At 35.3% G+C, this 13,633-nt stretch carries 14 protein-coding genes; 10 read left to right on the top strand and 4 right to left on the bottom strand.

The features are described from left to right. Window positions 1-28: 28 nt before the first annotated feature. The 3 genes from NBT05_RS17180 to NBT05_RS17170 all read left to right on the top strand — a co-directional run bounded on the left by NBT05_RS17180 (window position 29) and on the right by NBT05_RS17170 (window position 2,128). Window positions 29-625 carry a hypothetical protein gene (locus tag NBT05_RS17180; RefSeq protein WP_265771135.1) on the top strand — a complete coding sequence of 199 codons (597 nt, stop codon included), beginning with the start codon at window positions 29-31 and terminating at the stop codon, window positions 623-625. A 697-nt stretch (window positions 626-1,322) separates the two neighbouring features. Further along, on the top strand, window positions 1,323-1,535 hold the full coding sequence (locus NBT05_RS17175; RefSeq protein WP_265771134.1) for a helix-turn-helix domain-containing protein: 213 nt from the start codon (window positions 1,323-1,325) through the stop codon (window positions 1,533-1,535). Window positions 1,536-1,537: 2 nt separating this feature from the next. Continuing rightward, the gene (locus NBT05_RS17170) at window positions 1,538-2,128 is read left to right on the top strand and encodes a BglII/BstYI family type II restriction endonuclease (protein ID WP_265771133.1); all 591 of its coding nucleotides are present in this window, start codon (window positions 1,538-1,540) and stop codon (window positions 2,126-2,128) included. A gap of 1 nt (window position 2,129) precedes the next feature. On the opposite strand, the gene NBT05_RS17165 is transcribed toward NBT05_RS17170, so the two are convergent. Then, window positions 2,130-3,284 carry a DNA adenine methylase gene (locus tag NBT05_RS17165; RefSeq protein ID WP_265771132.1) on the bottom strand — a complete coding sequence of 385 codons (1,155 nt, stop codon included), beginning with the start codon at window positions 3,282-3,284 and terminating at the stop codon, window positions 2,130-2,132. Window positions 3,285-3,930: 646 nt separating this feature from the next. Between NBT05_RS17165 and NBT05_RS17160 the strand changes: the two genes are divergently transcribed. The 4 genes from NBT05_RS17160 to NBT05_RS17145 all read left to right on the top strand — a co-directional run bounded on the left by NBT05_RS17160 (window position 3,931) and on the right by NBT05_RS17145 (window position 7,938). Continuing rightward, on the top strand, window positions 3,931-4,839 hold the full coding sequence (locus NBT05_RS17160) for a tyrosine-type recombinase/integrase (protein WP_265771131.1): 909 nt from the start codon (window positions 3,931-3,933) through the stop codon (window positions 4,837-4,839). 5 nt (window positions 4,840-4,844) lie between these two features. Further along, window positions 4,845-5,723, top strand: a complete 879-nt coding sequence (locus NBT05_RS17155; protein WP_265771130.1) for a tyrosine-type recombinase/integrase — start codon at window positions 4,845-4,847, stop codon at window positions 5,721-5,723. Between the two features lie 224 nt (window positions 5,724-5,947). Further along, complete coding sequence (locus NBT05_RS17150; protein ID WP_265771129.1) at window positions 5,948-7,171, top strand: RHS repeat-associated core domain-containing protein; 1,224 nt, start codon at window positions 5,948-5,950, stop codon at window positions 7,169-7,171. Window positions 7,172-7,173: 2 nt separating this feature from the next. Further along, on the top strand, window positions 7,174-7,938 hold the full coding sequence (locus NBT05_RS17145; protein WP_265771128.1) for a hypothetical protein: 765 nt from the start codon (window positions 7,174-7,176) through the stop codon (window positions 7,936-7,938). Window positions 7,939-8,050: 112 nt separating this feature from the next. Here the strand turns inward: NBT05_RS17145 and NBT05_RS17140 are convergent, their stop codons facing one another. Further along, on the bottom strand, window positions 8,051-8,413 hold the full coding sequence (locus NBT05_RS17140; RefSeq protein ID WP_265771127.1) for a hypothetical protein: 363 nt from the start codon (window positions 8,411-8,413) through the stop codon (window positions 8,051-8,053). 170 nt (window positions 8,414-8,583) lie between these two features. Between NBT05_RS17140 and NBT05_RS17135 the strand changes: the two genes are divergently transcribed. Next, complete coding sequence (locus tag NBT05_RS17135) at window positions 8,584-9,897, top strand: IS701 family transposase (protein ID WP_322874210.1); 1,314 nt, start codon at window positions 8,584-8,586, stop codon at window positions 9,895-9,897. 189 nt (window positions 9,898-10,086) lie between these two features. Here NBT05_RS17135 and NBT05_RS17130 read toward each other — a convergent pair whose 3' ends face one another. Next, window positions 10,087-11,256, bottom strand: coding sequence for an IS4 family transposase (locus tag NBT05_RS17130; protein WP_265771126.1), 1,170 nt, complete (start codon window positions 11,254-11,256; stop codon window positions 10,087-10,089). 526 nt (window positions 11,257-11,782) lie between these two features. Here NBT05_RS17130 and NBT05_RS17125 point away from each other — a divergent pair. Both NBT05_RS17125 and NBT05_RS17120 read left to right on the top strand, forming a co-directional pair. Next, on the top strand, window positions 11,783-12,310 hold the full coding sequence (locus tag NBT05_RS17125) for an IS630 family transposase (protein WP_265770110.1): 528 nt from the start codon (window positions 11,783-11,785) through the stop codon (window positions 12,308-12,310). Then, window positions 12,294-12,830 carry an IS630 family transposase gene (locus NBT05_RS17120; protein ID WP_265771125.1) on the top strand — a complete coding sequence of 179 codons (537 nt, stop codon included), beginning with the start codon at window positions 12,294-12,296 and terminating at the stop codon, window positions 12,828-12,830. The genes NBT05_RS17125 and NBT05_RS17120 overlap by 17 nt, the downstream gene beginning before the upstream one ends. 361 nt (window positions 12,831-13,191) lie before the next feature. On the opposite strand, the gene NBT05_RS17115 is transcribed toward NBT05_RS17120, so the two are convergent. Then, window positions 13,192-13,596, bottom strand: a complete 405-nt coding sequence (locus NBT05_RS17115; RefSeq protein WP_265771124.1) for a MotA/TolQ/ExbB proton channel family protein — start codon at window positions 13,594-13,596, stop codon at window positions 13,192-13,194. Window positions 13,597-13,633 lie beyond the last annotated feature (37 nt).

The following is a 13,633-nucleotide window of genomic DNA, read 5'->3' as shown; positions in this document are numbered from 1 at the left end:
ATGTCAATCTACTAATATCACCCTACGTATGAAACAAAACTTACTATTAATTATTTTTCTTACTATCTTCTCAATTGGTTCAGCTCAGCTTATACCATATAAATCTATGGAAGTAGTATTAGAAAATGGAGATACGATAAGTTCTATTAAAGGTAAACTTAAGTTAAAGACTTTAAAATACAAACTACTTAACTCAAAAGATAAACCTAAGAAAATTGATTTTTCAGAGATTAGAACTATTAAAAGATGGGATTCAGCATTTACTAATGTAGAGACTTTACACTTTTTTCAAACGAGAGAGAGTGAAAAGTATGTACATGTTAAAAAGATAGTTGAAGGTGAACATTTGAACGTTTACGGTTCAAGTTATTCATTTAGTTCTGCGGGTGCTGGTGGAATGACTTACTATGGTTCTGCAATACAGTATTACGTTAGAAAACCTAATGAAGATAAAGTAACATACATAGGTGCCTACGATGCAGTATTGGGTGAGTTCAAAAGAAGGGTATATGATTATTTTTCAGATTGTAATCAATTACTTGAAGCTTTAAAAGATAAAAGACTAAGATTAAGAAATGGGCTAGAGGAAATAGGGGTTTTTTATAATAATCATTGTGGAAAATAGTTTGTTTAAAAAGAAAGTTATAAAATGATACCCCGCTTTGGCGGGGAGTGTTTAAGTAGCACAGGCTACTGCGCTATCGCTCCGGGTGCCTGTTGGCTGTCAATGGTCTCGGGTCATCCCTTCCTATGGCCATACTTTTTTACACTTCCTACGGTCGCTTAAAAAAAGCTATGTCCCCCACCGCCTAGCTGCCCCTCGTCGTGTTCCCGGTCTGTTTTGTGATCACGGTTTTACTAAAAAAAACACGCGCCACAAAACATCCCTCCACACTTATCTGGCTCCGCCGCTTACTCGCTGCAGACGGGAACAGGTTTTTTGTTTTCAACTGCCCGCCTAACGGACGGGTAAAAAGAAATAAAAGGTAAAAAACCTGTTCTCTCACGCGTGCAACCGTGCTAGGCGCACTTACTTGCCCACGGCTTCCGCTCGTTCTTCGCGTCGGCTCCGCCTTATTGGGGCGTTGCACGCAGCTTTTTCTTACTCATACGCGACGTTCAATCGCCACTAGGGCTAGATTTAGCTTAAAGCTGAAGTATCAGCCACACCAAGCCTTTGCGCACTTCAACTTTAAGCTAAATAAAAAAATCTATCCGTTAATAAAAAGTAACATAGCGATAATAAAAGCTTCAAAATGCTAACTTTAGTATGTAGTAAGAGAAATTAACTAAAGTTAGATTTGTACATACTAAAGTTAGCAATGGAGCCAGGTTCACACATACTAAAACAGTTTGGAAATAAAATTAGAGAACTTAGAAAACAAAAGAAAATCTCCCAAGAAGAATTAGCAGATAAAGCAAAATTACATAGGACTTATATAGGTATGATTGAAAGGGCAGAGAAAAATATTACTCTTATCAATATTGACAAAATAGCCAAAGCACTTGAAATTGAAATCAAAAACCTTTTTTAAAAATGGCATTAGACAATCTACCAATTGATATAACAAAAAAATATGAGGTGCATGAGTTTAAGCATGCAATAGCAATATTACAACAAGATTTTGAAGAAGAATATGTTGACGTTATTGATGTCTTACGATCATTTACTTTAAAAAAAACCGCTATTTTAACCCCTGGGGGTAGAAAAAGTCCAATTGCAGATGCATTTGATTCTTTTTTATATACAAGAGGGTGGGAAGAACATGATTTTAAAACAAAAATAACTGTTGATGAAGAAGATAAACATACACCAACTCATAAAATAGACTGTTATAAAAATCGCGTAGCTCTAGATGTAGAATGGAACAATAAAGATCCTTTTTATGATCGTGATCTTAATAATTTTAGACTGTTATATGATAGAGATGCTATAAGTCTTGCTATTATAATTACTAGATGTACTGATTTACAAAAGATTTTTAAAAGTCTGGATAAGGGAAAATCCTATGGATCTTCTACAACGCATATGGCAAAATTGTTACCTCGTATAATAGGTGGTGGTGCTGGGGGTTGTCCTATACTTGTTTTTGGAATCTCTCAAAACTTGTATGATCCTAATTTATAAATTAAACTGGGGCTTTACAAACCAATAGAGCTTCCTTAACGTCTCTATTTTTGTCTTTTTGTCTTCCCATTGTACTATGCTTGTAATCAATTTGTTTTATCGATATAATATAACCTCTAAAGTGTGTTCCAGCTAAATTTATTAAATCATCAAGTGTTATCATTCCTGTATCACTATAACTTAAAACTAGAGTGCTTCGTTTATCAAATACACTTTGAAACATAGAAGAAAATGCATTTTTTACTTTAGTTTTAATACAAAAAGGTGATTGATGTCTATCTGTTCTATATCTACCTTTAAATTTTACTTCAGGATAATCATACTTTACAAGAGTCTCTAAAGCATGGTAAAACCTGCTATAATGTACAAATTGATAGGGAGGATCAGCATAAACAATAGAGTTTTCTTCAATATCCTTTAATAGTTCTCCATAATCAAGATTTGTAAATTTATGATCAAAATCAGAATTGTTTGATCCATTGTAAATCTCTTTCAAAGAACTAAATTTTTGTTTAAATAGTGGTAGAATATTCTTTTTTCTATAAAAAAGAATATCACTAAGATTATCTTTTGTAATGTCACGATATTGTGCATAATGACCAGTACTTTGGGTAGTATATGCCATAGCAAACATCAAAGATGACATAATAATATTAAAAAGAAAAGAATCTTTGTAATCACTAGACCTTGCAACTGAAGATATAGCATCTATCCACACACATTGATCATATGACCAATAAGTTCCACTGAAATTTTTAACGAAGAGATGATCAAGACCATTAAAAGAAAGGGTTAATAACTTTTGTTGTTGCTTCTCAAGATCTAACATCTCTTTGTATGATATAGAATCATCATAGTTGAAGTTAAAATCATAATACTTTTTTTTAAAGGTCAAAACTTTATTAGTTGCCTCCTTCACTATTTTATCTAAAATATTGTCATCATATTTACTCCAATTATAATTGTTAAGATAAGTTCCTGCTAGAATTGCTGTATAAGACTGAATATCATTACAAGTAACAGCAATTTTATTCCTAAAAGATCCGGAAACAACAGCAGATCCCCCAAAAAGATCATAAATACGCTTGTTGTTCTCTTCTGTAGCATCATCAATAGTATTTACCACGAAGTTCAAAATACTACGCTTTGATCCCATATATTTAATTATGTGTGGTATATCGCTCATCAAGTACTTATAAGAATGATAATTATAGTATGCAAAAATATAGTTAATATTTAATCTTTACAAAGATGATAGTAATTAATTAACTGTCTATAAAAAACCACTTTAAAAGTGAAATAGCCTAAAGGCTGTTTTACTTTTGAAGTGCTAGGCTAAGCGCCGAATGAGCGTCACGGCTGAGTAAGAGCGCCTGATTGTGGTTCAGGAGGTCATAAAATGATAAAATATGACATAAAATCTTCCCGAAGCCCACCAGGTCGGTTCTACGACTGTTTTTACTACTTATAATATTAATATATCTTCCGGAAAAATCGTCTGTTAGAAGTCAAATTTATAGTTCCGGGTTCGAGCGTTAGCGTGGGTGGGGCGCGTTGGCTGGCGGGCAGTGGCAGGGAGTATTTTACATAAACCTGGTTATAACTTACAGGGGGCGGCGCGTTGGCCCCGATAGCTATCGGGGTTAGGGAATGTATTATAACCCCGGATTATGTAACATACCGAGGCATTAGGAGCCACGGCAATACAGAGAAAGCCCGCAAGAATGAGGGCGCTGGATTGCCGTGGCGCGGGCTTTAGAAGTACTACTTAATAATTTACCACCTAAAATTTACTAGAAACGATGCACCAGAATTTTAAAGGAACCCTGGCGAGCTACCGTAGTTATTTAACTACCCTTTGCCATGCCGGATCAAGCGTATACGATTACACCCGTTTTGTACATTATTTTTTTACTTACCTGCAGAAAGAAACTGGGTTAAACGAAATAACCCAACTCAAAGAAAAGCACGTTTGGGGATATTACAAACACTTAAAATCAGCTACCGGGGTACGTACAAAAAGGGCTTTTAGCAATGCACACCTGAACCGGAACTTCCTGGCAATCGATAAGCTACTGGAATGTTTGCACGCCCTGGGGATGGAAGATGCCCCCGTCCCGCTTAACTACAGTGTAGAGAATATCCCACTTAAAGAAATAAGCGTTTTATCACAACAAGAAATAAAACACTTATACGGGGCGATCAGCGACACTTTTAGTTACCGGTTTTACGGCATCCGCAGGGAAGCCCGGCAAAAGACCCTGGAACTGGTACTCAACCTTTGTTATGGTTGCGGGCTTCGAAGATCAGAAGCCCTACACCTAAAGGAAAAAGACATCGATTTAGACCGGGGGGTACTCCACGTAAGACAAGGCAAGAACTATAAAGATAGATTTGTACCGATTAGTAAGAATTTAGTCCGGAGTTTTACCGAATACATCTATGATTACCGCCGGCATTTGCCGGGACGAAGAACGAGCTACCTATATCCCTTTGGTGCTACGGCCATTGGGCAAGTGCTGCCACTACTTCAGAAAACCCTGGATGATAGTCCCCTGAAAAATAAAAATATTAGCCTGCATACTTTGCGCCACTCAATTGCTACGCATTTATTGGATAACGGGATGCCTATTGAACAGATCAGCCAGTTTTTAGGCCATAGCGGGCTTACTTCTACGCAGATTTACACCCATATTATTAACAGAGACTAGATAAAATGAACTTTACAGACTATTTACAATCCAAAGGAATGACCCCCGGGGTTATTGCCCGCCATGAGAGAGAAGTTACAAAGTATGAAACTTTTTTAGAGCGGTACCATACCCTAAAAGAAACCGCTAATAAAAAAGAGTTATTGGCCTATCTAAAATACTTACAAAAACAGCGGGGACTAAGTAATGTGACCACAAATCAGATACTGGGCATGCTCAAAAATTACTACGCCTACGCCTCGGAGTTTAAAGAACTAAAAAACATTGCTTCTCTTATTAAAATCAGGGGCATAAGAAAAAAGCAGTTGCGCCCCGTTTTTACTGACGTACAACTGGGGGAACTCTGCGAGTTGTATTACAACTATCTGCAAAGTTATAAGCCCAATAACAGAGAACTTTACTTTTTTCCGGACTACGATAAGATGCTCAAAGCCCGCTTTCTAGCCCTTAGCTTTTTTACCTGTCAGGGCTTGCACTTTGGGGAAGTCTTACGCCTTCGAAGGACTGACTTTGACCTTCGAAAGGGAAGGGTAGAATTACAAGCTAGTAAAAGTGCAGCTTCCCGTATCCTTCCCCTGGATACGGTACAGATTGTAAGTTTATTAGAACTTTTTGCTACCGGTCAGGATCGTATTATAGACTACCCTAGCCACCTACATAAGATCAACAATCAACTTACAGAACTGACCAAAGGTAGTGAGCTTGCTTTTTTAGATTTTAGGCACCTTCGGGCCAGTAGGATTGTAGCCTGGATAAAAACCAAAGGCTTACGAAGGGCGCAGTACCTGGCGGGTCACCGTCATATCAACGCTACTGAAAAGTATAAAGCCCACACCTATGAGGAGTTGCGTAAAGGACTATTGGACTATCATCCCCTTAACTAAAATCAAAATGAAAAACCAAATCCAAATCCAAATCAAAACTGAAAACTGAAAACAAAAACCAGTTTTTATTTTTCAGTGGAAAAAGGGTATCTTGGGATGGATTGATAAACTTAAAAAAAGGGTTGTTACAACAAGTTGGCATAGAGCAAAATAGGTTGTATAGGTGTTACGCTCTCTCTAACCACCTGGGTAACGTCCTCTCTGTTGTAACTGACAGGAAGATAGTGGATAACGATGGGAACTATCTGCCGGATGTGGTGAGTTACTCGGACTACTGGCCTTTCGGTGCTTTATTAGGCGGACGCCATGGTAATAGTGGAGAATATAGGTATGGCTTCCAAGGTCAGGAAATGGACAATGAGATTAAAGGGGAAGGAAACTCGATCAACTATAAGTACCGTATGCATGACCCAAGGGTTGGAAGGTTTTTTGCAACTGATCCATTAGCCCCTGAATATCCTTTTTATAGTCCTTATAGCTTTAGTGGGAATAGGATAATGGATGCACTAGAATTAGAAGGAATGGAGCCTATAGTAATAAATGGAGAACTTGTTGCTTATCGAGTTCAACCAGGGCAAGGACCTTCACAAATAGCAGCAGATTTAAATAACGAAATGACTAAAAAGAAATATGGTTATATAGAAAACAAGTCAATTACATGGTCTCAAGTAGTGTCTTGGAATTATGATGAGTTTAAGGCAAAAGGAGATTGGAAACAAAACCCTAGTGCTATATTTAGTAAAGATTCAGATGTTTACCGGCACCTAAATGTGAACTCAGGAGAAACATTATTAATTAATCAATATGCTAGGGAGAATTTTATTTATGACAAGGATATACCAACAGTTAAATATAATGATGTTGCTCAAGGAGAAGCTATAGAACCACTAAATGGTGCGTTTTCTAGTGGATTTAAAGGTTCAGATGCGGAAGCAAGCGCAGGAGGAGTTGGTGCTTTTATAAGTTCTTCTCATTTTGAAGTCCCGAAGGAAAGTATTTTTTGGGAGGGCGGTAGTACAGTAAATATGAGTTCTATGGGTGCACAAATAGGAACACCAGGATTAGCTACTAGTATGGGTGCAGGTTCTATAGATTTTTCCGCAACTTCGGAACCAAGTTTGACTAAAATATTAAACTCTCCTAGTCATTCTAAAACAGTTGGAGTTATAACTACTATTGGTGCTGGTGCTAAATATACTCAAACATTGGGTAATGGTTATTCGTCATCGTTATATTCTGGTGTTGCAGGGAGTCCAGGTGTGATAGCATCTTACACCAATTCCTCCATGAGTACTTCTAATATAACAATCAGTGGATTAAAAACTAGAGCTGATTCAATTGCAAGAGCTAAAGAAATATTAAAGTTTTATCCTGGAGCCAAACATGCTCGAAATTATTTAAATAAAACGGAAGGAAAAGCAAAACCATTAAAAGTTAATCAACTTTAATTATGAGAAATATACTCTATCTAAGTATTCTATTAGTATTTATTTGCAATTGTGGTGATAAAACAAATGCCAAAGAAAATTCAGATAATAGCGATTTATTACAAAAACAAATTAAAAAAGTATTAAATAATTTAGGTAATGATCTTATTATAAAGTTGGACTTAAATGAGGTAAATACGGATAATTTGAATATTAATATTATTCTTAATAAGGATAAAATTGTTCATCCAAGCCATCAAAAAGTATTTCTTACTTACCTTATTTACAACGTGAATCAACTCTCAAAATATGACTTACTGAATTTCACTTACCATATTGAAGGAGAGAAAAACACAAATGTTAGTAGTTTAAGAATTACTAAGCCTGAAATCCAAGCAATAAATAGGGCTTACGAATCTAAACTATTTACAGAAATGATAAAATATAGTTTAAGTAATTTTAGAATGGATACAGTGTTTAATTTAGAATCTTGGATTGCTAATGTAAACAATAGATATCCAGACGATACTTTACAAGCTGATTTTTATGAAGTTTTAGAAGTCTTCCATAAGGAATGTTTAGAATCCACAGATAGTAAAAAGGCAAAGGTCACTTTTATTTTAGCCTTTGTTGCAATAAGAAGTTATATAGAAAATGAGGAGAAAGATATTGAATCTCAAAAACATTCTAAAAAGATGATAGAGAATCTTTGGGAAATTTGTTCAAAAGGAGAAAAGATAGAGTTTGCTGAAAAAAGATTATTTGGATCTGTAGGAGACAACTGGTAATTTTAAATTAGTTTAAAATCATTCCCCCGCTGTAGGGAGTGTCTCGCTCATATTGGTATGAGTAAGAAATAGAGAAAAGCGGCTTAGTTTTAAAAAGACTAGGCGGCTTTTTTTAGTTCATCACAATTACTTTTTTCCAATCAGGATTGCCGTAAACGGCGTCTCCTTTTTGCAGGGTATCTATGGTATTAATATTTGATTTTCTGTTATGATAATACCATTTATAAGCACCTTTATCTAAATAAAACTCACGAAATGTAAATGGTCTTATAGGTAGTCCTATTCCTTTTCCTTCTACTATGTTCATATAATGAAATATTTTTTCTTTAGAAGAATCATTAAAAACAATAAGGTTAGAAGGTTTATTTTTTGAGAGTTCAGCTACTTGTTCTTTTAGAAGTATAAGGGAGTCCACCAATGTTTGGTTCTTTTGTTCTAAGCGTTCAAGTTTTTCAGAAATATTATTTGCTGTCAATTGCCCACTAGCAAGGTAAATACCTATAACAACACCTATCGCTGATATTATTCCTACTTTGTCATCTCAGAAAAAAAGGAGCAAAACGTTTTGTGAATGATAATAAACACATTATTTTGCCCCTGCAAAAATTTATGTTTCACAAAGTAAACAAAAGTGGGCTACAATAGATAGTATCCACCAAAAAAAATGATTCTAGGAATTCAGAATTTCTGGGGTTTATTGAATCGAACATTAACTCCTTCTTTTTAAATTTCAGCACCCATTTTAAGATTGTCAAGTTCTCTTACGGGCAACATGCATTCGATTATTTCCAATCACTCTTTAAATTAGAGAAGAAGACAGCCAACTGTCAGAATATTGCAGATCACTTGTCGTGTTTGAACCAGCAAAGCATCAATCATTTTATCAATAGTGGTCATTGGTCGTATGAGGGTTTAATGGATCAAGTAGCCATGGAGGCTTCACAGCTCTTTGCCAAGGGCAAACAACCAACTGCGTTACTGATAGACGAGGTAGGTTTTCGTAAAAAAGGTAAAATGTTAGCTTGTGTTTCTAGACAATATTTAGGCTGTATTGGTAAGACAGATAATGGACAAGTAGCCGTCGCAGCAGGCCTTTCGCAAGGCATAAATTACGCCCCTATTGATATGCGCCTATTTATGCCAAAGGAATGGGATTGTGATAGTTTGAGAAGAGACAAATGCAATATCCCTAAGGATCAAAAACATTGTAGCAAGCCAGAGATAGCATGGCAGATCATAGAACAGGCAAAGATCAAAGGGGTTGCCTTCGATTACGTGAACTTCGATGCGTTGTATGGCAATGCTACTTTTTTGTTAGACTATTTGATAGGTGCCCGTATTGATTTTATAGGGGATATCCGCAGTGACCATTTGATCTATTTCAATTACGATCCAAATGAAAAATGCAGGGTAGACAAATACACCGCCAACTTATTGGAAGATGATTTTGAACACATCACAATTCGAGAATCAACCAAAGGAACTCTCAAAGCAAAGTTCCACTATGCCAAAGTGCAAATTCTTACCCGTGAAAACAAGTGGTTAGATTTGGTACTACTGGTTCGAAAAGATACCGATGGAAAAACTAAATATTCCTTGACAAATATGGAAAACGACCACATCAAAGAGCTAGCGCAAAAGCAAGGACAAAGAATATTTATCGAGCAAATTTTTAAAGAAGGGAAAAACCTAGTGGGAATGGGAGACTATCAAATTAGGGGATGGCATGGTTTTCATAACCACATGGCAATTTGTATGATGGCAATGCTGTTGATTGCTAAACTAAAAATAGAAACTAAAGATCAAAAGTATACAGCACCAACCCTAAGAAAAATCGTGTGCCTATGTATAAAAACAAAAATAGAAAAACCTCAAGTAGCTATAAACATTATTCTAAAACAGCATAAAAGATACATCAACCAACTTCTAAGAGATCAAAATAAAAACTATAAAACATAAGATGACAAAGTAGGATTATTTTAAATATACTTACAAAAATTTTTAAATTAATCATTGTTAATAGGCAGAGATATCAGATATTCTTTTTTTAGTAATAAAGGCATCAATAAGCTTAGATACGATATTTTTATCCTCTTCGTTCATTTGTTCGACGGCTTTAAACTATCATAATAGGACATTAGTGGGCGCTTAAAACTCATTGATTTTCAATTGTTTATTATTTAGTTCTTTGATATTTTTGTAATCGTTTTTGCTAAGTATCTCTCTTATAGGTGTTTTGTCGAGTAGTGAGATGCTTAAAATTTGTAATATTTCGTAGATTGAGCGTTCAACTTTTAAAGTATTACCAACCATTGCCACAAGACAATATGCAATTATTGCGCAATAGATCTGGACTTTGACCGCATTAATCGAAGTCCCCCAAAAGGACTTGATCTTCAAATATTGTTTCATCCACTTAAAAAATAGTTCAACTTCCCAGCGTTTTTTGTAGAGATAACATATTTCTTCGGCTTTCAAATCCATATTATTGGTCAAGAAAATGAATGTCCTTTTGGACTCATCGTCATAATACTTAATACGCCTTAGCTTTTCCGGGTATGACCTTTTAGAATAGTAAGAAGCCAACTTACCAACCTGATCGTACTTTATGCCTTTGGTTTTGTCGACAGTATTAGAATACATCCGATTAAACTTCATATTGGATTTTGCACGGGTAACAAAAAAGGCTTTTTGCCTATGTAAGAGGTATAAGCGTTCAAAATCAACGTAAGCCCTATCCAACACATAGAAGCTTCCTACTTCATAAACCAGTAAATCCAGAGTGCTTACATCGTGTGCTTTGGCATTTGTTATATGTACAAAAGCAGGGATCGATGTTTTTACGTCATAAAGTGTATGAAGTTTGATACCTGCTTTGGTTTTCCTGAACTCAGCCCACCAAAATACACTTAAACATAAATCAATGGTAGAGGAATCAAAGGCATACACATTACCTTTGATGTCGAGTTGGAAATCCGATCTATAGCAACTCTCCCTGGCTTGTGCAATCAACACATAAGCAAATTCTTCAAATATTTTATGGTTGCGCTTTTGGTTAGCTTTACCAAGGTTACGCCTTGATATGGACGACCCAAACCCTAAATGATAATATTTTGATTTATGAGCTTCTAAACTAAGCAGTAAATCCCTCATGCTATCCCGAGCAGTTAACTGACCGAAAACCATGCAAAGCATTTGATTACAGCATGTAAAGCTTCTTACATATTTGTTGCCATTGTACTGCTTGACAATCCAGTCAAAAATGCGCCGGGGCAGAAAATCAGTAAGTTGAGCGAAAATATATTTGCCTTGGTTCATAGATATTTGATTTAAAAAATCAAAAATCCATGTTCTATTTCAAATCGTCACGCTATGGGAAATCGCTGTACATATGATTAACAAAGAATTTCAAAGAACTTTTATTTATTTTTAGTACCCACTTATGATAATAGGAAGTAATCGTTGATTGCTTTTTCGGCTTTACTTTAAATAGAGCCGTTTTCAATATAGTCATTAGATGCACCTAGTACTACTATTAATTTATCTTATAACTATCCGAAAACTGCAGTAAAAAAACCAGGAATCTTGTATATTAATTTTGCAAATTAAAAATACATTTTATAGTACTCTTCAGGCGGACTAAAAATAAAATAGGCCTTTAAACAGTCAATTTTTATACTTAGTCCTACTTTGGTTGTTGACCTATTGTACTAATCACTACCATATTGACAAAGGTTGCAGTAAGATAAGAGGTAACAAGTAAAGGTTTACTGCTTTTTGAAGATGTTTTATTTAAAGTCTAATATTTTATTACACAAAAAAGGTTTATCTTTGTTAAAAACATATGGGTAGATCTACACGTAAAGTGTCTGGTTATACACCGGATCAAATAAAGGCACTTTTCAACAATGAGGATAAATACAAAATAGGTTTACGCTTGTATGCCGTTTACCAAGTTTCTTTAGGAAAGCCAAGCCGGGAACTAGAGGCGTTGTACAACACAAGTTTCAAGCAAATTTTAAACTGGGTATCCAGGTTTGAAAAAGAAGGTATTGAAGGGCTAAAGGATAAAACAGGTAGAGGGCGCAAACCAAAGCTTACAGAGGATCAAAAAACGGAGTTGAGCCAATTAATTCTAGAGGCAACCCCGGAGGATTACGGGTACAACTCAGCTACCTGGAACGGTCCTTTACTTATTGATTGGATTGAGAAACATATGGGGGTTAGCTACAAACGGGCTCAGATCTATAATATATTAAAGGGCCTTGGCTTTAGCTATCAGAAATCGAAAGGCATCTATCCGGAAGCTGATCTTGAGAAACAAGGGGAGTTCAAAGAGGAGTTAAAAAAAACTCTTGGAGAGTCCTGCTGACACGGTACTTTTGTTTGAAGATGAGTTCTCCCTGTCAAACACTGCCACCGTAGGTTATCAATGGTCACCTAAGGGCAAGCAACCTAAAACAATCTGCAAACAAAGAAAAAGGGAACGCCAGACAGCTATGGGGAGTTACAATTTTGAGACCGGGCAAATTACCGTTACCTTTCATCAAAGGGGGAACTATCAAAGTTTTAAAAAGCACTTGAAAAAGATAATGCACATCTATAGAAAACACACTAAGATTATTATGGTAGTGGATAACGTAAAGTTTCACCACGCAAAATTACTAAAAGTATGGTTAAAGAAACACCCAAAACTTGAGATCGTATACTTGCCCCCGTATAGTCCGGAACTCAACCCTGTAGAGAGAGCATGGTGGTTTATGAGAAAAAAGATCTCACACAACCGTTTTCTTCATTCATTAGAAGAGAGAAAAGTGGCTTTCTGGAAAATGTTTTCGCATTTTCAAAAGCCAAATCAGAAAATGATTAAAATTTGTGAAATTAATTTTTAGACTTAATATAATTCCTGGATACTTTCTTTTACCAATAAGGTTTAGGTAAAGTCATCTATAATGAACTATAATTCATATAAAAAAAATGTTTTGGTGTTGTAGGACACTTAAAAACAGACTTTAGGATGAAGCAAAACTACCTTAGCGGTTACAATCACCTAAAATCAATGCATTTTTAGCCAAAAGTAGATGGAACTTCAAAAGGATAATGCTAAACTAAATAAAATAGTTTGAAAAAATTATTTTATTCATTCTTTTGAGAGCCCTAAGCCCATTCCATTTATTCCAAAAACTATTTATTAAGGATTGACTAACTAAAAATAGGTATGGCTAATTACTAAATAATAAAATAAATCTTTTCTCAAATCTTCTGAAGTCCTTTTAAAACGATAATACCAATTCGAGGTACTATAAAAGTAATACTTCCAAATAAGGCGGTTAAAAAGGAAACCTTTAGTCCGGCACCCATTTGAACAAGGTTCATATCTCCGAGTGCTTCTATAGTATCAAAGGCTTGAATCATGCCAATAATAGAACCTAAAAGCCCAATAACCAGTCCTAAAATACTCACTTCTGAGGCTAATTCTACCATTTTTTTAGCTCTTATTGGATTCTTTTTAAAATTTATAAAGCTAAAAATTAGAAAAAACAATGCTGATATAAAGCAGATTAGAATAAGTGACATAAAAAAGGTTCCTCCTTCGCTAAATCGTTTTACTAATTCACTAAAAATATTTTGAGGTATCAATAATATCATTTTGATCATAATTTGAAGAGTTTAAAGTTTTTTACAATACAACTTT

This window comes from Aquimarina sp. ERC-38, from assembly GCF_026222555.1.
GTDB lineage: Bacteria > Bacteroidota > Bacteroidia > Flavobacteriales > Flavobacteriaceae > Aquimarina.
The sequence above is the reverse complement of the archived record's forward strand: the minus strand, read 5'-3'. Positions and strand labels throughout refer to the sequence as shown.